Source organism: Sulfitobacter sp. G21635-S1, assembly GCF_027213915.1.
In the GTDB taxonomy this organism is placed as follows: domain Bacteria; phylum Pseudomonadota; class Alphaproteobacteria; order Rhodobacterales; family Rhodobacteraceae; genus Sulfitobacter.
In genome coordinates this window covers 132,388-152,035 of sequence record NZ_JAPWGV010000010.1, presented here as the reverse complement: position 1 = coordinate 152,035, position 19,648 = coordinate 132,388, and the positions used below count along the sequence as shown (strand labels likewise).

Here is a 19,648-nt window from a genome sequence, read left to right as displayed (position 1 = left end):
TGTCACTCCTCCTGCGGGGTCAGCTGGGCAAGGACGGCCTTTAGGCCGAAACTGTCACCCGCGGTAAAAGGCATTTCGGCAACCACACCGTCGCGCGGCGCGGTCAGGGTGGTTTCAAGCTTCATGCTTTCGATGACCAGAAGCGGCTGGCCTTCTGTAACGGTGTCTCCGGGCTTAACCGCCACCGAAACGACGACCCCCGGCATCGGCGCCAACAGTCGATCACCCCCTGCAGCGCCCTGCCTGCCGGCAAGCCGGTCGTCGGGATCGACCCTCCCAACCTCGAAGGTGCGCCCGTTCAAATGTATGAAGGTAGATTCCGACCCGACCGCCAGCCGCAACTCATGCGCCCGCCCCCCGGTCCGCAGCACATGTGCGCCCGGCGCCCCGGTCGGGTCCAGTTGGCAGGGAACTGCGCCATCTGGCATGTTCAGGACAAAGCGGCTGCCATCATGGGTTAGCCAGCATTCGGCCTCATGGCTGGCGATCATGAATATTCTGCGCATCAGTTTCTCCACCCGCCCATCTTGCGGTGCATTTCGGGTATCTGCATCACATCGGTCACCAGACGTTGATCAGACAGGGCCGCCGCCGCCATAAGCAGGGTGGATACATCCTCGCCCGGCGCGGTCAGCACATCCGCCTGTTCGGCTAGAAACCCGGTTGAAACATCGCCCGACGCAAAATCGGGATGTGCAAGGATCGCGTCCAGATAGCCGGTGTTGGTCGTCACCCCGAGGATGACGTAATTCTGCACGGCGTTCCGCGCACGGGCGATGGCCTGTGCGCGATCTGCCCCATGCACGATCAGTTTGGACAGCATCGGGTCGAAATCGGTCGTGACCTTGCCGCCGTCCCGAATGCCACTGTCCACACGGATACCCTCACCGTGGGGTTCGTCCAGCAGCAGGATATCCCCGATCGCGGGGCGGAAATCGGCCGTCGCGTCCTCGGCACAGATGCGCAGCTCAATCGAATGGCCGGTCTGCGGAATATCGGCCTGCGCCGCGCTCAGCCCCTCGCCCGCCGCGATACGCAACTGCTCGGCGACCAGATCGAAGCCCGTGACCATCTCGGTCACCGGATGTTCGACCTGAAGGCGGGTGTTCATTTCGAGAAAGTAGAAGGCCCCGTCCTGCGCATAGATGAACTCGACGGTTCCGGCACCCCGATAGTTGACGGCGCGCGCAATTCTGGCGGCGGTTTCGCAGATCTCGTCCCGTTGTTCGGGCGAAAGCGCGGGCGAGGGCGTTTCCTCGATGATCTTCTGGAACCGGCGCTGGATCGAGCATTCGCGCTCCCAGAAATGGACCACGTTGCCCTGCCCGTCGCCCATCACCTGCACCTCGATATGGCGCGGACGTTCGATATAGCGTTCGACGAAGAGACGACCGTCGCCGAAATACCGCTCGCCCTCGCGGCGCGCGGTGGCGATCTCGGTCTCCAACGTGCTGTCCTCGCGCACGATGCGCATGCCCTTGCCGCCGCCCCCCGCCGAAGGCTTGATCAGCAGCGGATAGCCCAGGGTGCGGGCGCGTTCGACAAAACTCGCCGGATCGTCATCCTCGATCGCCGAGGGGGCAACCGGAAAGCCGCGCGCCTCGACAAAGGCGCGCGCGCGGACCTTGTCGCCCATCAGGTCGATGGTCTCGGAGGTCGGGCCGACAAATGTCACACCGGCCTCTTCCAGCGCCGCGACGAAACCGGCATTCTCCGACAGAAAGCCGTAGCCGGGATGCACCGCATCCGCGCCGATCTTTCTTGCGGCCGCAACGATCTGCGGAATATCGAGATAGGCCGCTACAGGCGTCGGGCCGTCGATCATCACAACCTCATCCGCGATCAGATGGGCCGGCCCATCTTGTTCGGCGACGTGGCGCAACACAGCCGTCGCAAGGCCGCGGGCCTTGGCGGTGCGCAACACGCGCGCCGCGATTTCACCCCGATTGGCGACCAGGAGTTTTGAAATAGTCATGGTATTACCCTCTTGTTCGGGTCCGGGGTGTTCAGCCCGTCGCGCGCGGCCAGGTCGGCCGGCACGGGAATTTCGATATCCAGCAGCATCTGGGCAAACCCCTTGCCTTGCGGATCGATGCGGACCGAGGCGATGCCGCCCCCGCCCAGCGATTCGTGCAGCAGGAAATTCAGCGAATGGCTTCCCGGCAGGTCGAACCGCTCGACCTTGCCTTCGCAGACATGGGAGAAATAGTCTTTTACCACCTCTTCGCTGAGAGCCGACCGGATAAAAGGCAGGTAGTCTGGCTTGCGCGCCAGGATACCGATATTGGCGATATCCCCCTTGTCGCCCGACCGTCCCCAGGCCAGATCGACGAGGCGCACCTTGACCGCGTCCGGACCGGGCTCGCGGCTCTCTGCGGGCGGTGCGGCAGGCGGATCGAGGTGGACTGGCCTGGTGGCCACGGTGACGGGAACATCCTGGCCGTCGACCTCGACTGCGACGGGGGTGTCGGCCTTGTCCTGCAGGAACGAGAACAGGCGTACCACCGGCTGCACCTTGGGCCGCCCGGCAAAGAACCCGGTCAGCCCCTGCGCAGTCGAGATGGCCATCGGTGCGATCTCGCCGGCGAAGATGTTGAGCGCGGCGCGGTCGTCGTGCGTCACGCCGATCTTGATCACCACCTCGCGGGTCTGCGCCCGCGCGTTGGCGCCGTAAGCCGCCTCTGCCCCCAGCACTTCGACGCTGACCTGCCGGAAATCGGACAGGTTTCTTTCACGGAAGATCCGGCGGCAACGGGTAACGATGGCCTCGGCCACGCGCTTGCCCTTGGCCGGCGCGTTGATGGCCGCCAGGGTCAGGGAGGAAACCGCGCGCCAGCCATCGGCATGGGTCGCCGACACCTTGTAGCTGCCGGTACGCCCGAGACCCTTGCCGCCTTTGACCAACACCCGATCCGGCCCGACCTGGTCCAGCGTGACCTGCGACCAGTCGCAGATCACGTCGGGCAGCAGGTAGGCGCGCGGATCGCCGATTTCATAGAGCATCTGTTCACCGACCGAACCCGGCACAACCAGCCCGCCCGTCTCTGGTGTTTTGGTCATGACAAAACTGCCGTCTTCCGACACTTCGACGATGGGCATCCCCATGTCGTCCCAGCCCGGTACGTCCTGCCAGTCGGTGAAGTTGCCACCGGTCCCCTGGGGGCCGCACTCGATCAAATGGCCCGCCAACGATCCCTGGCTGAGCTTGTCCCAATCATCGTCGCCCCAGCCAAATTCATGCATCAGCGGGCCGAGCGCCACTGCGCTGTCTGCACAGCGCCCTGTGATCACGATGTCGGCTCCGGCATCCAGCGCCGCCGCGATGGGGCGGGCGCCCAGATAGGCGTTCATGCTCCAGATATCGTCTGGAAACGCGACGCCCGAGAACATCTCCGTCTGACCACCGGCGCGGATATCGTCGGCCCGCGCCGACAAATCATCGCCCAGCACAACACCGATGGACACATCTATCCCGGCCTCGGCGGCGACTTTAGCCAGCGCATCGCGGCAGCCACGCGGGTTCACACCCCCGGCATTGGCAACGACCTTCATCCCCTTGGCCTTGATTTCCGACAACCAGGGTGCCAGCGCCTTGACGAAATCCGGCGCATAACCCGCATCGGGCGACTTGGCGCGGGCTCGCGCCATCAGCGACATCGTCACCTCGGCCAGATAGTCGAACACCAGATAGTCGAACACCAGCTGACCGATCGCTTCAGGCGTATCGCCCCAGAATCCCGATGCGCATCCGATACGCAGTTTTCGATCCGACATGTGCTTCTCCTCTCCGCTTGATCAGCGGCCTGTCCATTCAGGTTTGCGTTTCGCAATGAAGGCGGCAAAGCCCTCGCGCGCATCTTCTGTCTGCGCAACTCGTGGCAACAGGGTTTCGGCAAAGCGCATCTGCTGCGCATAGGTCATGTCTTCCATCGCGTGGCAGGCGTATTTTCCCAGCCGGATCGCGGTAGGCGACTGCGCGGCAATCTGCGCGACCAACTCCGCAACCTTGTCATCCAGCCCGGCAGTATCTGTCACATGGTTGACCAGATCATAGCGCAAGGACTCCTCGGCGGTCAGAGGAACGCCGGTGATGAACATCTCCATCAATCTGCGCCGGGGCAACATGCGGATCATTGGCGGAACGATAGTCATCGGAAACAGACCCACCTTCACTTCAGGCGTTCCGATTCGGGCATGATCGACCATCACGGCCAGATCGCAGGCACAGATGATGCCCGCGCCCGCGCCCATGGCCACACCGTTGATGCGCGCGATGGTTGGCTTTCGGCAGGCTTGTATGGTTTCGAACAATTGCCCGGCGAAATGGTCCGGATAGGCCGGGTCCTGAACAAATGGGCCACCTTCGGCACCCGCCTTGATGTCGCCGCCAGCGCAGAAGGCACGCTCGCCCTCGCCGGTCAGGACGATCACCCGGCATTCCGCGTCGGCCTCGGCCGCCAGAATTGCGGCAATCAGACCCTCTGCCACTTCGCGGTTCAGGGCATTTCGACTGTCAGGGCGGCAGATCGTGATGCGCACCTCATACCCCCGCGACTGCGAACGAACGACATTCTCCACCATTTCCAAGATATCCCCCGTTTTCTGGCCGAACTTGCCTGCAACGTCAGGTCGCGAAAAGCTTGCCTTGAACTATTTTCTAACATGTGTTTGATTTTGGTCAACGCTGTAGATGACATTTTGTTCGGGAGGAAAAAGTATGACCAGTCAGAATGAACTTGCCATGGCTGATCTGGCGGCCATCAGGGCGAATTATTCGCTGACCGATGAGCAGCGCCAGATCGTTGATCATGTTGATCGGGTGTCGCGCGAGGTGCTTCACCCGCTACAGGCACGCATGGACCAAGAGGATTGGTGGCCTGACGATCTTTTCAAGCAGATGGGCGAACTTGGTCTTCTGGGGATCACGGCCCCGGAGGCTTTGGGCGGATCGGGCCAGAACGAGTTTACCCAGGCGTTGGTGTCTGAGGTGATTTCGAAGTGGAACCCCGCCGTCGGCCTGTCGCATGGTGCACATGACAACCTGTGCCTGAACAACCTGCTGCGCAACGGCTCCGAAGCGCAGGTGAAAAAATATGTGCCGGGGTTGTGTTCGGGCGATCTGGTCGGCGGGCTCGGGCTGACCGAGCCCGGCGCGGGATCCGATGCGCTTGGCTCCATGGCCACCACCGCCCGGCGCGACGGCGACGACTATGTCATCAACGGCTCGAAGATCTACATCACCAACGGTCCCATTGCCGATGTGATCCTGCTCTATGCCAAGACCGACAAATCCAAAGGCGCCAAGGGCATTTCGGCCTTCATCATCGAAACCGACAATCCCGGGTTCAAGGTGGCGCAGAAACTAGACAAGATGGGTTTTCGCGGCTCACCTACGGGCGAGCTGGTGTTCGAGGATTGCCGCGTTCCGGCATCAGCCATGTTGGGGGTCGAAAACTCTGGCGTTGCAGTGGTGATGAGCGGGCTTGATCTGGAACGCGCGATGGTCGCTTCGGTCTGCGTCGGCATGGCCGAACGTGCGCTTGAACTGGGTCTGGAATACGCGAAGATGCGCGAACAATTCGGCAAGCCGATCGCCAGCTTCCAGATGATGCAGTCGAAACTGGCCGAGATCTACACCGAGGTCGAAACCGCTCGCGCCTTCAGTTATCGTGCCCTGGCGGCCTGTGTCGGCTTGCCGAAGGGTGCTGGGGGTCGCGGCGAGATCCACAAGCTGACCGCGGCCGCCTGCCTTTACGCAGGCGAGGCCTTTAACAAGGCCGTCACCGAAGCCTGCCACATCCACGGCGGCTCGGGCTACATGCAGGACACCGAGATTAACCGGCTGTTCCGCGCCAACAAGTTGCTGGAGATCGGCGCGGGCACCAGCGAAGTGCGCAAGATCATCATCGCCGAAGAACTTTTGCGCGCCTGAGGGGGACGAGACCATGAACAAGCAACTGCGCAACGACATCAATCTGCCAACACATTTCATGACGGACGAACAGCAGGCATTGGCCGATCAGGCCGGAAAGTTCTTCTTTTCCGAGTTCCACCACCTGAACGCGGAAATGGACGACACCGACGACCTGCCGCCTTCGGTCTTTCCCAAGCTGGGAGAGATGGGCTATCTCGGCCTCAACGTACCGCCGGAATTCGGCGGCGCGGGGCTCGACTTCACCTCGGCCTGCATCATCACCGAACAGCTGTCGCGCGCCTCGGCGGCCATCGGGTTGACCCATGTCGCGCATGACAACCTGTGCGTCAACAACATCTACCGAAACGCCAATGACGATCTGCGCCGCAAGTATCTGCCCGGCCTGTGCAACGGCACGCTGGTGGGCGCGCTTGGCCTGACCGAACCGGGCGCCGGGTCGGATGCGCTCGGCTCGATGCGGACCACGGCGAAGAAGGATGGCGATGACTATATCCTGAATGGCACCAAGATATATATCACCAACGGGCCGATTGCCGACTTGGTGCTGGTCTATGCCAAGACCTCGCCCGAAAAGGGCGCCAAGGGCATTTCCGCCTTCATCGTCGAAACTGACACGCCCGGCTTCAAGGTGGCGCAGAAGCTCAACAAGATGGGTTTTCGCGGCTCGCCCACGGGTGAGCTGGTGTTCGAGGATTGCCGGGTGCCCGCGAAGAACATGGTCGGCAAGCTGGACGGCGGCGTTGCGGTGACAATGTCGGGGCTGGATCTGGAGCGCGCCATCGTCTGCTTCAATGCCCTGGGGATTGCGCAGCGGGCGCTGGATATTTCCATCGATTACGCCAAGACGCGCCAGCAGTTCGGCAAACCGATCGCCAGTTTCCAGATGGTGCAGGCGATGCTGGCCGACATGTATACCCAGATCGAGGCGGCGCGCAGCCTGTCGCTGAAGACGGCCGCCATGTGTGAGGGGCTGGAAGAGGGCGAAGGCGGGCGCGGCGAAATTCACAAGCTGACCGCTGCGGCGATCTTCAAGACCGCCGCGGCGACGTCCTTCGTGCTGGACAAGGCGGTGCAGATCCACGGGGGGTCGGGCTACATGCGTGATACCGAAGTGAACCGCCTCTACCGCACCGGACGTGTGCTGGAGGTCGGCGCGGGCACCCAGGAGGTGCGCAAGCTGATCATCGCCGGCGAACTGCTTAAAAACTGAGGGGGCAGAACATGAGCGAAGAAAAAGCACGGCGTTACGCGCCGGATCTCATGGCGGGCCAGGTGGCTCTGGTCACCGGATCCGGCTCGGGGATGGGCCGGGCAACGGCGCTGGAAATGGCCTCCTGCGGGGCCAGGCTGGCCCTATTCGCGCGCCGCGAAGGGCCGCTGGAGGAGACCGCCGAGATGATCCGCGCGGCGGGTGGCGAGGCCTTTGTCGTGCCAGGCGACACCCGTGACGCGGACAGTATCGAAATAGCGATGGGGCGCATCAAGGACCATTACGGGCGGCTTGATGTTCTGGTGAACAACGCGGGCGGCCAGTATATCGCAGCCGCGCGCGACATCACCAACAAGGGCTTCGAGGCTGTGATCCGCAACAACCTGATAGGATCGTGGCAGATGACACGCGCCGTGGCCGATCATTTCATGTATGAAAACGGCGGCTCCATCGTCTTCGTGACTGCGATTTCAGCGCGCACCGCGCTCACCGGGTTCACCCATACCGTCGCCGCGCGCGCCGGCGTGACGGGCATGATGAAGACCTTGGCCGCCGAATGGGGCGAATACGGGATCCGTCTGAACTGCGTTGCGCCGGGAACGATCAAGACAGAGGCGCTTGGCCGCTATCCCATTCCGACGGAGCGCTGGAAACAGCTCAACCGCTCGGTCCTGAACCGGATGGGCGCGGCGGAGGACATCGCCGGGACGATCATTTTCCTCGCATCCAAATTGGGGAATTTCATGACCGGCGAAGACATCTATGTAGACGGCGGGGAAACCCTGCACATGGGTCACGATGCCCGTGACATGATAAACCCTGACATGTTCGAGAAACGCGAACGAGGAGATGGAAAAAATGAGTAACCCCCCCGTCGTTCTGGAAATTTCCGACAGGATAGCCACGGTCACGCTGAACGATCCGGAACGTCGCAACCCGATCACCGGAAACGACATGATCGCCGCGCTTCTGGACGCGTTTGCAAAAGTGCAGGCCGACCCGCAGGTCAGCGTCATGATCCTGACCGGTGCCGATCCGGCCTTCTGCGCCGGCGGCGACATCAAGGAGATGAACGATCCCGACAGCATCTTTCGCAAGGAACCGCTTGCGGCGGCGCAGAGCTATGTCGATGGGGTGCAGCGGCTGCCTCTGGCGCTCTACAATCTCGACGTTCCTACCATCGCCGCGGTCAACGGCGCGGCGGTCGGCGCGGGATGCGACCTGACGATGATGTGCGACATGCGCGTCGCCTCGGACAAGGCGCGGTTCGGCGAAGTCTTTTTGAACCTCGGAATCATTCCGGGCGATGCGGGCAGCTGGTTCATGCTGCGCCGTCTGGGCCATCAGAAAGCTGCCGATCTGACCTTCTCGGGCCGCATGATCGATGCCGCCGAGGCCCTGGAAATGGGAATGGTGCTGGAGGTCGTGCCGCATGAGAAATTGATGGACCGCACCCGCGAACGCGCCGCCGTCATCGCATCGAAGCCGCCGCGCGCGGTGCGGATCGCAAAGCGTCTGATGCGCAATGCCGAACGGATGGATCTACCAGATTTCCTGAATTCCGCGGCGGCCTATCAAGCGCTCATGCATCAGACTGAAGACCACCACGAGGCGGTCGCTGCCTTTATCGAAAAACGAAAACCGAATTTCACGGGTCGCTAAAGGAAGATCACATGTCCGATATCACCAAGAGGAAGATGGAGCAGATCGCGCAGATGTGGAATGCGCGCGGCAAGGGTCTGATAAAGCATATGGCACTCCAGATCGAAGAGGTCTCGACCGAAGGCGTTCGAGTTCGGATGCCGTTCAATCCGGAGTTTTGCGTCGACGCGGATCAAACGCGGCTTCATGGTGGCATCCTGACGGCTCTGCTGGACAGTGTGTTCGGTCTTGCAAACTTTGTGGCAATCGAGGGCGTCAGCACCATGGCCACTCTTGACCTTAGGGTTGATTACCTGCGGCCCGCTCGATCGCGCGCGGACGTCATCGTTCGCGCGCATTGTTTTCGGGAAACCCGCCATATCGCCTTCAATTCGGGCAGTATCTGGTTTGATGGCCATGAGAATGCGGAAATTGCACGTGGAGTCGCATCATTCGCATTGACCCGTGGAGACTCCAGCCTGTTTGACGCGTTGGAAAAAGGAGAGCCATCGTGATCAACTTGCAAGCCGTCAATGCAAATGTATCCCGCGTGCCGTTCTTCCGTTTTCTCAACTTCGAGGTTCAGAGCGTGGACAGCTGCCACGCCGAAACCGAGATGACCTTTGTAGAACGCCACATCGGAAACCCAGTCATGGACTACTACCATGGCGGGATCATCGCGAGCTTCATGGAAGCGACCGCCGCTATCGCAGTTCATCCCGATTTCGCGGACGTTCCGGCAAAGCCGATCAATCTGACCGTCGATTACCTCCGACCTGGCGTGAAGGGATCGCTTTATGCCCGTGCTAATGTTACCCGCAAGGGCAAGCGGATGGCGAGCGTCAGCGTGATCACGTGGCAGACGGACCGGGAAAAGGCGGTTGCGGAAGGGCTGTACCACTTCCTTCTGGTTTGATCGCAATGGCTGCGCTCATCAGGCTCGCGCGACGTTCTCCCTGTCGCAGATCCCTTCAAGAAGCAGCTTGATGAGCATGCCAGAGAACTCAGACAATGAAAGATACCCCGAGCTTCCCTCCTTGTTGGGATCAAACCATTCCACCGTCCAGTTCAAGGCGCCCAACATCACCTGGCGCAGAGGGACAATCTTGATGTCAGATCTTATGGCATCGGCCTCTTGCGCTTCGCGAAGAACCCTGTCCCAGAGATGCCCATACTCATGACGAATATCCCTGTGTCTCTTCCTTAAATGATTGGGCAGCATCCCATAGCTTCTGATGTTCGCAGACGTGAATTCGCTTGCCTTGAAGAGAAAATGTAAATGCGTCCAAATCGCAGTTGCGATCCTAGCATGATGGTCGATTGGCGCATGAAATTCTTGGACTGCTGCGGTGACCCCAGATAGCAAATCGCTCAAGCCGGCGTTCAGAACCTCGTCCACTATCGCGTCTTTGGATTTGAAATGGTAATAGACGCTGCCCGCCTTCATATCCGCTTCATCCGCGATCTGTCTTAGCGTGGTCGCCTTGTACCCTTTGTCTCTAAGAACGCGCGCCGCGGCCCTCAGGATTTCGGCGCGGGTTTTTGCGGCCTTGCCGATGGTGTCTTGCTCTTCAACAGAAGCGGCTACGTCGCCCGCCTTCTGGCCGTCTACGTCAGCCCGGTGACTGGGACACATACCGTCAAGTATCAGTTTGCTCATACGTTCTGCGAGGATATGAACCGGATACTGGTCCATTTTATACCATTCGACGGTCCAGTTCATGGCGCTCAATATGAACTGCCGGATCGCCGTAACGGAAATGTCGTTTCTCAGGGTGCCATAGTCTTTGGCATCCTGCAGAAAGCTGCTCCATACCCCGGCATAGGAGGCACGCAACTCACGGTGTGGGGCGCGCGCTTCATCCGACAGCATCGGATAGTTCCGGATATTGGCGGAAGTGAAGTCGCTGTCGGTCAGAAGATAGGTCAGGTGGGTTTCGATAAGCAAAGCGAAGGTCTTGCGAAATTCTTCGGGGCGCTGCTTTGTCGCGCGGACGATTTCGCAGACCTTCTCGTAAAGCTGCCGCACACCAAGTTCGAGAACCTCGCTCAAAATCTGGTCCTTGGATTGGAAATGATAGTAGATGCTTCCGGCTTCTATCCCTGATCCATGGGCAATGTCGCGCATCGTCGTCGCGTAAAAGCCATCGTGCCGAAAAAGTCGGGCAGCCGTAGCGAGGACGTCCCCCCGCGTCCTTTCGGACTTGCTCAGGTCATCTTCGATTTTATCGACCACATCGAGTCCTCGCATCATCCGCGACCGATACTTGTCGCCCATAAGGATGTCCATTGCAATAAATCTAACAAGCGTTAGAATGTACGAAAGGACGCCTCGAATCAAGTTCTTTGCGAAGGTGTTAGCGGAAGAGGAGGACATCCATATGCGAGGATTAAATGGAAAACGTGTCATCGTGACGGGTGGCGGCAGCGGAATCGGGCGCGCGGTGTGCGAACGTTTCGGCGAAGAAGGTGCCGAGGTTGCGATCTTCGACATGAATGAAGGCGGCGCGCAGGAAACGGCCCGTCTGATCCAGAGCGGCGGAGGAAAAGCCCAAGCTTACAGGGTGGACATCACCGACCGGGCTGAGGTGGACAAGGCTGTGGCCGCGTTCGAGGCTGGTGGCCCGATCGACGTGCTGGTGAACAACGCCGGCTGGGATGTGATAAAACCGTTCCTCGACAGCGATGCGGATCTGTGGAAAAAGGTCATCGACATCAACCTTTATGGTCCGCTGAACATGCACCACGCGGTGTTGCCCGGCATGGTCAATAACGGCGGGGGCCGCGTGGTCAACATCGCCTCCGACGCCGGTCGTGTCGGGTCTTCGGGCGAAGCCGTTTATTCGGCTTGCAAGGGCGGCATCATCTCGTTCACCAAAACCGTGGCGCGGGAACTGGCGCGCAAGGGCATTCAGTTGAACGCTGTCGCCCCCGGCCCGACCGATACGCCGCTGTTTGCTCAGGTTGCCGAGGGCGAGGCCGGTCAAAAGATCGCCGAGGGTCTCAAGCGGGCGATTCCGATGAAGCGTCTGGCGCAGCCGACGGATTATCCTGGCATCATCTGCTTCCTGTCGTCCGACGACGCCGGTTTCATCACCGGCCAGGTGATCTCGGTTTCCGGCGGCTTGTCGATGCACGGTTGACCGTGGGCGGGAGTGCCTGTCACAAGGTATTGCCGTCACGCCGTGTCCAGGGTTACCTCCCCGACTGGCCGCGCCAAATGCGCGGCCCTTTTTCCTTGTAGAAAGGTGGCGGATGTTTCAGCCAGACTCTGACATTCAGCGATTAAGCACGCTGACCGCTTTTCTGAAAGACTGCGGCATTGACAGTTACGAGGATCTTGTCCGCCGCGCCACTGAGGAGCCGGATTGGTTCTGGGGCCGGATCATTGACCATGCCGGTATACGGTTCGGCAAGCCGCACACGGTGCTGCGGGATATTTCCGATGGGCCTGAATCGATCAGATGGGCTGTCGGAGCCACTCTGAATCTGACGGAAACCTGTCTCGACGCACGAATTCACGAAGGTCTTGGCGAAAAGACTGCGATTGACTGGGTCGGCGAAGACGGAAGCCGCCGCCGATGGACCTATTCCGAACTTTCCGCCGAAGTCGCCCGCGTCGCCTCGGCCCTTGACGCGCGCGGGGTGCAGCCTGGTCAGGCGGTGGGCATCTACATGCCGATGATCCCCGAAATCGAGGCTGCGCTGCTAGGTATTGCCCGGCTGGGCGCGGTCGCGGTGCCGCTGTTTTCCGGCTTTGCGCCGCATGCGATCATATCGCGCCTGAAGGATGCGGGTGCCGTGGCGGTGCTGACGGCGGATGCCTCACCCAGACGCGGCAAGCCGGTCTGGATGGAGGCGGTGCTGGCCGAAGCCCTGACCGAGGTGCCTTCCGTTCATACCGTGTTCAGCCTGCGGCGGTTCGGCGGCGCGGTGGCCGATCCGGCCCGCGATCTCGACTGGACCGAAGCTTTGGGCGCCGCCGACCCGGATTTCGCAGCGGTTGCCGTCAAGGCCGAGGACCCTTTCCTCATCGCCTATACCTCGGGCACGACAGGCCGGCCCAAGGGCGTTGTGCATACCCATCTCGGGGTGCAGGCCAAGGCAACGGCGGATATCCTGCTGTGCCTCGACATGAAACGCGATGACCGCCACCTGTGGATGACCGACATGGGCTGGGTGATGGGGCCGCTCACCCTGCTATCGGTGCTGCTGTCCGGCGCCACGCTGGTGCTGGCCGAGGGCGCGCCCTCTATCCCTGGCGATCCCTTCAGGCTGTTGCGCATTGCGTCCGAGATGCAGGTGACCCACATCGGCGTTGCCCCCACGCTGGTGCGGCAATTCATGACGCAAAGCCCCGAGCCACTTTTGGCCTATGACTTGGCACGCCTGCGCATCGTCGCCTCGACCGGCGAGCCCTGGACGGAAGAGGCCTGGCTCTGGCAACTCGACCATATCTGCCGACGCCGCGCTGTGCCGCTGAACATTTCCGGTGGAACCGAACTGTTCGGCGCGATCCTGACCTCAACTGTGCTGCACGAAATCAAGCAGGGCGGTTTTTCGGCCCAGGCCCTGGGTGTGGGCGCGCGCGTACTGCGCGAGGATGGCCACGAGGCCGCGCCGGGCGAGGTGGGCGAACTGGTCGTGACCCAGCCGCCTCTGGGGCTGACCCCGGCGATCTGGGGCGACCGCGAGCGGTATCTCGAAACCTACTGGTCCACCTATCCCGGCATCTGGCGGCACGGCGACTGGGTGCGCCGCGACCCTGACGGCACCTGGTATATCCTCGGCCGCTCGGACGACACGCTGAACATCGCCGGTAAACGCATCGGCCCGCCCGAGATCGAGGCGGCGCTGACCGGGACCGGCGAGGTGGTGGACGCCGCCGCCATCGCCGCGCCCGACGATATCAAGGGGGTGGCCGTGGTCTGTATTTGCGTCGCGGCGCCGGGGGTGTCGCCCAATGCGACGCTTGTCGAACGGCTCAAGGACCGGGTGGGCGAGGTCGTGTCGAAACCCTTCCGCCCGCGCGAGATCCATTTCGTCGAGGCATTGCCCAAGACCCGCACCATGAAGACGATGCGCCGGATCGTGCGCGCGGCCTTCCTTGGCGAGAATCCGGGCGATCTGTCGTCGATCAGCAACCCGAAAACAATCCAGCCCATTGCAGACCTGCGAAAGGATAAGACATGATCACCGTTTTCGGAGCCACCGGCACCACCGGCGCCCCCCTTGTCGACACGCTTCTGACCAAGGGCGCGACCGTGCGCGCTGTCACCAGCAACCCCGCAAGTCTGGACGCTCTGAAGGCCAAGGGATGCGAGGCCGTCGTCGCGAGTTTCACCGATCCCGCCGCGCTGGCGCGGGCCTGTAACGGGGCAGAAAAGATATACCTGGTCACGCCTGCCCATCTGGACATGCGCCAGTGGAAGGCGAACGTGATCGAGGCCGCCAAGGCCGCGGGCGTGCGCCATGTCGTTCTGGCCACCGGGCTGGGTGCGTCGCCCAAGGCGGGGCTGACTTTTGGAAAGTGGCACTCCGAAACCCAGGAGCTGCTGAAGCAGAGCGGGCTTGACTGGACGTTCGTCCAGCCGACCTATTTCATGCAGAACCTGTTCTGGCAGACCAGCAACATTGGCAAGAACGGGGTGTACCACGATGATCTGGGCGGCCCTGTAGCCTGGATCCACGCCCGCGACATCGCGGATGTCGCCGCCGAGACACTGACCGCCCCGGGATTTGAGGGCAAGGGTCTTGGGCTGACCGGCCCCGAAGCGCTAACCGGCGATGACATCGCAGCCCTTTTGTCCGAAGTGACAGGGCGAAATGTCACCTGTGCCCCCCTGTCGGCCGAGGATGCGAAAGCGGCCATGGTGGCTGGCGGGATGCAGGATGAGGTCGCCGGAGCCATGGTCGAACTGGCCTCCATAGCGCCCAAGGGCTACCTTGCCGGCATCGAGACAACGGTCAGCGACGTGTTGGGCCGCCCGGCCCGTCGATTTACCGATTTCATCGCTGAGAACCGGGATGCGTTCGTCCAGTGACCTGGCGGCGGCGCCGCTTTATCTTGAAATGGCGCCGCCCCTGAACGCAGCGTCCCAGATCAACCATCTTTTTGTGTTCCGCGATATGGGTGTACTGAGCGGACGTGGAAGCGGGCGGTTCGCGACCGACCTCTTTACCCTTTCGATAACGTGCGACGACAGCGGCGGGGCGCGCGGATCGATGGCACCACCGCGCCCGGGTTTCACGCCCCGCCTAATGCCATTCCATGGTGTCGTGGCCGGGCTACGGCTGTCGTCAAGACCGGAGCGTTTGCCCGAGGCCGAGGAACTGAAACCGTTGGCTTCAGCTCTGGCGCGCGTTCAGCAGAGCGACGAGGCGCTGCCGTTGTTGGTCACTATGCTCGACGAACTTGCAAAGTGTCTGCGTTTTGCCGCGTCACCCGGGCTGTGCAGTGCCCGGACGGAACGACGTAAGGTCCGAGAGGAAACCAGCGTGTCACGACGGCGACTCGCTGCCTCACGGCGCTTTCGGAGGTTGCTTGGACAACTCGCGACGCAGACCGTGTCCCTGACAGATCTGGCGCTGGATGCCGGATATTACGATCAACCTCATATGTCCGCCGCCTGCCGTGCCTTTGCAGGAAAACCACCCCGCGCACTTCGCTTACAGGCGGCACAGTGCGGTTTTGGCCGTTCGCTACAAGATGCGCGCCTCAAGGATCGGCTAATCTTGGTCATCAATGAATGAAATTCAGGAGGGCAGCACGCCATGACGCCATTCGAACCGAAAAATCCTGCCTATGACGCACGCGTACGCGACAGTTTCAATCGACAGAATGTGATGCGCACGCTTGGGATCAGGATTGCCGATCTTACCCCCGGACATATCGTCCTAGAGATGGCCCACAGTGCTGATTTCACCCAACAGCATGGGTTTCTGCATGCCGGAGTCGTTTCGACCGCGCTCGACAGTGCGTGCGGCTATGCCGGTTTTTCGCTGATGCCCGCCGATGCCGCGGTGTTGACGGTGGAATTCAAGATCAACCTGCTCAACCCGGCGGACGGCGAACGGTTTCGCTTCGTTGCCGACGTGGTGAAACCGGGAAGGAACCTGACCATCTGCGAGGCACGCGCCTATGCCACCAAGGGAGGACAGGAAAAGCTGGTCGCGACGATGACCGCGACGCTGATGGCGCTGGTGGGGCGGACGGGCGTGGCGGGGTGACGACCGGGGCCGGGCACCGGGCGAGGGTCAGACCTTCAACCGGGCTTCGAGGACATGCCGCTGGACCTTTCCGCTGGTCGATCTGGGGAAATCGTCGAATGCGATGAAATGCAGCTCGCGCGGGCGTTTGTAGCCTGCCAGACTTTCGCGGCACAAATTCATCAGCGCATCCGCATCCGGTCGGTCATTGCCGCAGGCGACAAAGGCCACCGGGGCTTCGCCCCATTTCGCGTCGAACGCCCGCACCACCGCCGCTTCGACAACAGACGGATGCGCCAGAAGCACGCGCTCGATTTCCGCCGGATAGACGTTCTCGCCGCCGGTCTTGATCAGGTATTTAACCCTGTCCACAAAGTCGATCGTGCCATCGGGATTGCGCCGGAACAGATCGCCCATGTGGAAGAACCCGTTGCGAAAGTCTCGGGCATTGGTGGCGTTGGCGTTCCAGTAGCCAGAGAACAGCGTCGGGCCGCGCATCGCCATTTCACCGGGCGTTCCGTCGGGAACGTCGCGGTCTTCAGGGTCAACCAGCCGGACCTCGCAGAATGCGCTGATCCGTTTGGACAGTTTTTCGGGTATGACACCGGGCGCGATCAGACCCGCGGTGCCAGGCGGCAAGCCGGTTTCGGTCGCCCCGAAGGAATTCAGGAAGGGCGTGTCCAGAAGGCTGGTCAACTCCGCGATCTGATGTGGAGGCACCAGATCAGCCATCGCGCCGCAGACCTTGATCCCTTTCACCGGCAGCGGGTTGGCGCGCCGCTCGGCGATGAAGGCATCCAACGCGCCCGGCATCATCACGAACCAGCCGATCCTGTGGCGTGACAGCGCCTCATTGATGACGGCAGGTTGCAACCCGTCCACCATCACCACCGTGCCGCCGCGCAAGATCGTCGCCAGCGCATGATCGGTGGACGCCATGTGAAACATGGGCGCCCAGGCGATGAAGCCGTCGCCGGGATCGAGCGCCAGTTGCGCCGCGAAGACCATGGATCTAGCGATATGGGCGCGGTGGCTGATCAGCGCCCCCTTGGGTCGGCCTGTCGTCCCCGATGTGTAAAGGATCGTCAGCCCGGCCTCGGGATCCTCCACCAGGGTTCCGGTGCGCGGATCTGGTTTGGCCCCAGCGATGGCCGCGTCCAGATCCGGCCCGATCTCCATGCATCGGGTAGCGGAGACCGCATGATACGCGCCGCGCAGGCCGGGTTCGACCAGCGCCAGAACCGGCTCGACCAGGTCGATGCAATGCCGCAGTTCATCCGGCGCAAGCGGCCAGTTCGGTTTCAAGATATTCCGCCCGGTTGTGGGACAGGATCGCGATCCTGTCTCCGGGCGTGACGCCTCTCGCCAGAAAGACGGCGGCCAGACGATCAACCCGCTCCAGCAACTCGGCGTAGGTCTGCCGTTTGCGACCGTCCTCGACGGCAAGAACCCTGGCACTGTCCTGCGCGCGGCTTCGAAAGATCGAGTACAGATCGGTGCGTCCTGCGCGAAAAACCTCTGGCTGCATCGCATCCTCCCCTCATGCCAATTCAAAGACCCTGCGCCAAACGCACCCCTTCATCAATGGCGCGCAGCGCGTCAAGCTCCGCCGCCTCTTTTGCCCCGCCGATCATCGTGACGGTGACTCCGCGCCCGGCGAGGGCCTCGGCCAGCGCCCGCTCTGGCTCCTGCCCGGTGCACAGCACGATCGTATCGGCGGCGATGACCTTTGGCTTTCCGTCCATGAGGATATGCAGCCCCGCGTCGTCGATACGGTCATAGACCACGCCGCCCATGGCCTCGACCCCGTGTTTGCGCAGCGCGTTGCGCAGGATCCAGCCCGTGGAGACGCCAAGCCCTGCCCCCGGTTTCGAGGTTTTTCGCTGAAGCATGACCACCTTGCGACGCGAAGGTTTCGGTGCCAGCGGATCGCCCGCAAGACCGCCCGACGCGGCGAATGTCGGGTCTACGCCCCATGTCTCGCAGAATGCGTTGGTGCTGTGGACCTCTGCCGATCCGGTCACGAGGAATTCGGCCACGTCATGGCCGATGCCGCCTGCCCCCATCACCACGACGTTGTCACCCGCAGCACGTTCGCCGGACAGGATCTCGGCATAGGTGGCAACGCTCGGATGGTCCACGCCCGGCAGATCGGGAATGCGCGGCGTGACCCCTGTGGCGATCACTACATGGTCGAAACCGGTCAGATCATCCAGACCGGCCCGCTGCCCCAGGCGCAGCGTGACGCCGTGTTTGTGCATCTGGCCGGAATAATAGCGCAGGGTTTCGTCGAACTCGTCCTTGCCCGGCGCCGCACGCGCCAGGTTCAATTGGCCGCCCAGCCTGTCATGGGCTTCGAACAAGGTGACGACATGGCCCAGCCGTGCCGCCTCGGCCGCCGTGGCCATGCCCGCGGCGCCGCCGCCGACAACCGCCACCTTCCGGGGTGAATCTGTCGGCGTGTCCCGGAATTCGGTTTCGCGGCCTGCCCGAGGGTTGACCAGACAGCTCACCGGCCGGTCGGAAAAGATAAAATCCAGACAGGCTTGGTTGCAGGCGATGCAGGTGTTGATCTCGTCCGCGCGGCCCTCGCGCACCTTCTTGACGAAATGCGGGTCGGCCAGAAAGGGCCGGGCCATCGAGATCATGTCTGCCTCGCCAGAGGCAAGGATGTCCTCGGCCATTGCGGGCGTGTTGATCCGGTTCGAGGCGACCACAGGAATGGACACTGCGGCCTTCACATTGGCCGCCGCCTGCCGCCAGGCACCTCGCGGAACCGGATAAGCAATCGTCGGCACGCGCGCTTCGTGCCAACCGATGCCGGTGTTCAGAATATCCGCCCCCGCCGCCTCGATCTTGCGCGCCAGTGCCGCAATTTCATCGGCGGGCGCGCCGCCCTCGACCAGATCAGCCGCCGAAATTCGGTAGATGACAAGGAAATCCGGCCCGCATTGGTCTCGCACGGCGCGCACGATCTCGACCGGAAAGCGATGTCGGTTCTCGGCGCTGCCGCCCCAGTCGTCTTCACGCTTGTTGGTATGCGTGACAGTGAATTCATTGATGAGGTATCCTTCGGAACCCATGATCTCGACGCCATCGAACCCCGCGGCCTGGGCGTTGGCTGCGGCTTTGGCGAAATCCGCAATGGTGCGGCGAATATCGGCGTCGGTCATCTCACGCGGGATGAAACGGTTGATCGGCGCGCGAATCGGTGATGGCGCCACGCAGCCCTCGATCTTTGCGTAGCGTCCGGCATGAAGCAACTGCGCGCAGAACAGGCTGCCTTCGGCTTGTACCGCCTCGCAGATCGGACGCAGGTGCATGGCCTCGTCCGGGTCGTCGATTCGCGGACCTTCCGGATCGAACAGCCCCTCGGCATTGGGAGAAAACCCTCCGGTGACCAGAATCGCCGCCTCCCCCCGGGCCCGTTCAGCGTAGAACGCGATCTGTTTGGAAATGCCATCGGGCTCGGTTTCCAGCCGTGTGTGCATCGACCCCATGATGATCCGGTTTCGCACCATGTGTGTGCCTGCGCGGATGGGCGAAAGCAGGTTTCCGAAGCTTTCCCTTTGCGTGTTTCCCATTGTGAACATCCTCCTCAAATCTTTGCTTGAACTATATTCTAACATTCGTTAGATTTTTGGGAAGAGTAT

The 19,648-nt window shown here is 61.9% G+C and carries 18 protein-coding genes and 1 pseudogene; 11 read left to right on the top strand and 8 right to left on the bottom strand.

Annotated elements, in window-relative coordinates; all coding sequences use genetic code 11:
* Positions 1-2 precede the first annotated feature (2 nt).
* Genes O4H53_RS12090 through O4H53_RS12075 form a run of 4 tightly spaced genes read right to left on the bottom strand, consistent with a single transcriptional unit; the run spans position 3 to position 4,581 of the window.
* A complete protein-coding gene (locus O4H53_RS12090; protein WP_231582201.1) occupies positions 3-506 on the bottom strand; it encodes a biotin/lipoyl-containing protein in 504 nt (167 codons plus the stop codon).
* The gene (locus O4H53_RS12085; protein WP_047998023.1) at positions 506-1,975 is read right to left on the bottom strand and encodes an acetyl-CoA carboxylase biotin carboxylase subunit; all 1,470 of its coding nucleotides are present in this window, start codon (positions 1,973-1,975) and stop codon (positions 506-508) included. Before O4H53_RS12085 ends, O4H53_RS12090 begins: the two co-directional genes overlap by 1 nt.
* On the bottom strand, positions 1,972-3,774 hold the full coding sequence (locus O4H53_RS12080; protein WP_269363984.1) for an acyclic terpene utilization AtuA family protein: 1,803 nt from the start codon (positions 3,772-3,774) through the stop codon (positions 1,972-1,974). Before O4H53_RS12080 ends, O4H53_RS12085 begins: the two co-directional genes overlap by 4 nt.
* A 21-nt stretch (positions 3,775-3,795) precedes the next feature.
* A complete protein-coding gene (locus O4H53_RS12075) occupies positions 3,796-4,581 on the bottom strand; it encodes an enoyl-CoA hydratase-related protein (RefSeq protein ID WP_047998025.1) in 786 nt (261 codons plus the stop codon).
* Between the two features lie 136 nt (positions 4,582-4,717).
* Here O4H53_RS12075 and O4H53_RS12070 point away from each other — a divergent pair, with 136 nt between their 5' ends.
* The 6 genes from O4H53_RS12070 to O4H53_RS12045 are packed head-to-tail and all read left to right on the top strand — an operon-like array spanning position 4,718 to position 9,702.
* Entirely contained in the window at positions 4,718-5,932 is a 1,215-nt protein-coding gene (locus O4H53_RS12070; RefSeq protein WP_047998026.1) for an acyl-CoA dehydrogenase family protein, read from the top strand.
* A 13-nt stretch (positions 5,933-5,945) separates the two neighbouring features.
* Positions 5,946-7,145, top strand: coding sequence for an acyl-CoA dehydrogenase family protein (locus O4H53_RS12065; RefSeq protein WP_047998027.1), 1,200 nt, complete (start codon positions 5,946-5,948; stop codon positions 7,143-7,145).
* Between the two features lie 11 nt (positions 7,146-7,156).
* On the top strand, positions 7,157-8,011 hold the full coding sequence (locus O4H53_RS12060) for an SDR family NAD(P)-dependent oxidoreductase (protein WP_047998028.1): 855 nt from the start codon (positions 7,157-7,159) through the stop codon (positions 8,009-8,011).
* Positions 8,004-8,807: an enoyl-CoA hydratase-related protein gene (locus tag O4H53_RS12055; protein WP_047998029.1), complete on the top strand. Its 804-nt coding sequence runs from the start codon at positions 8,004-8,006 to the stop codon at positions 8,805-8,807. Before O4H53_RS12060 ends, O4H53_RS12055 begins: the two co-directional genes overlap by 8 nt.
* Positions 8,808-8,818: 11 nt before the next feature.
* Entirely contained in the window at positions 8,819-9,301 is a 483-nt protein-coding gene (locus tag O4H53_RS12050; RefSeq protein WP_047998030.1) for a PaaI family thioesterase, read from the top strand.
* Positions 9,298-9,702, top strand: coding sequence for a PaaI family thioesterase (locus tag O4H53_RS12045; RefSeq protein ID WP_231582202.1), 405 nt, complete (start codon positions 9,298-9,300; stop codon positions 9,700-9,702). Before O4H53_RS12050 ends, O4H53_RS12045 begins: the two co-directional genes overlap by 4 nt.
* Positions 9,703-9,720: 18 nt before the next feature.
* Here O4H53_RS12045 and O4H53_RS12040 read toward each other — a convergent pair whose 3' ends face one another.
* Positions 9,721-11,076: a TetR/AcrR family transcriptional regulator gene (locus O4H53_RS12040; protein ID WP_114294392.1), complete on the bottom strand. Its 1,356-nt coding sequence runs from the start codon at positions 11,074-11,076 to the stop codon at positions 9,721-9,723.
* A gap of 91 nt (positions 11,077-11,167) precedes the next feature.
* Here O4H53_RS12040 and O4H53_RS12035 point away from each other — a divergent pair, with 91 nt between their 5' ends.
* The 5 genes from O4H53_RS12035 (at position 11,168) to O4H53_RS12015 (ending at position 16,016) form a co-directional block, all read left to right on the top strand.
* Positions 11,168-11,929 (top strand): glucose 1-dehydrogenase, encoded by a 762-nt coding sequence (locus tag O4H53_RS12035; RefSeq protein WP_047998031.1) that lies wholly within the window; start codon positions 11,168-11,170, stop codon positions 11,927-11,929.
* 112 nt (positions 11,930-12,041) lie between these two features.
* Positions 12,042-13,979: an AMP-binding protein gene (locus tag O4H53_RS12030; protein ID WP_047998032.1), complete on the top strand. Its 1,938-nt coding sequence runs from the start codon at positions 12,042-12,044 to the stop codon at positions 13,977-13,979.
* On the top strand, positions 13,976-14,830 hold the full coding sequence (locus tag O4H53_RS12025) for an SDR family oxidoreductase (RefSeq protein ID WP_047998033.1): 855 nt from the start codon (positions 13,976-13,978) through the stop codon (positions 14,828-14,830). Before O4H53_RS12030 ends, O4H53_RS12025 begins: the two co-directional genes overlap by 4 nt.
* Positions 14,814-15,539, top strand: coding sequence for a helix-turn-helix domain-containing protein (locus tag O4H53_RS12020; protein ID WP_047998034.1), 726 nt, complete (start codon positions 14,814-14,816; stop codon positions 15,537-15,539). The genes O4H53_RS12025 and O4H53_RS12020 overlap by 17 nt, the downstream gene beginning before the upstream one ends.
* A 21-nt stretch (positions 15,540-15,560) precedes the next feature.
* A complete protein-coding gene (locus tag O4H53_RS12015) occupies positions 15,561-16,016 on the top strand; it encodes a PaaI family thioesterase (RefSeq protein ID WP_047998035.1) in 456 nt (151 codons plus the stop codon).
* A 27-nt stretch (positions 16,017-16,043) separates the two neighbouring features.
* Here the strand turns inward: O4H53_RS12015 and O4H53_RS12010 are convergent, their stop codons facing one another.
* The 3 genes and pseudogenes from O4H53_RS12010 to O4H53_RS12000 all read right to left on the bottom strand — a co-directional run bounded on the left by O4H53_RS12010 (position 16,044) and on the right by O4H53_RS12000 (position 19,579).
* Positions 16,044-16,412, bottom strand: a complete 369-nt coding sequence (locus O4H53_RS12010; RefSeq protein WP_231582220.1) for an AMP-binding enzyme — start codon at positions 16,410-16,412, stop codon at positions 16,044-16,046.
* Between the two features lie 108 nt (positions 16,413-16,520).
* Positions 16,521-17,523 (bottom strand): annotated as a pseudogene (locus O4H53_RS12005) (class I adenylate-forming enzyme family protein); the annotation flags it as partial.
* 22 nt (positions 17,524-17,545) lie between these two features.
* A complete protein-coding gene (locus tag O4H53_RS12000; RefSeq protein WP_047998140.1) occupies positions 17,546-19,579 on the bottom strand; it encodes an NADPH-dependent 2,4-dienoyl-CoA reductase in 2,034 nt (677 codons plus the stop codon).
* Positions 19,580-19,648: the final 69 nt, after the last annotated feature.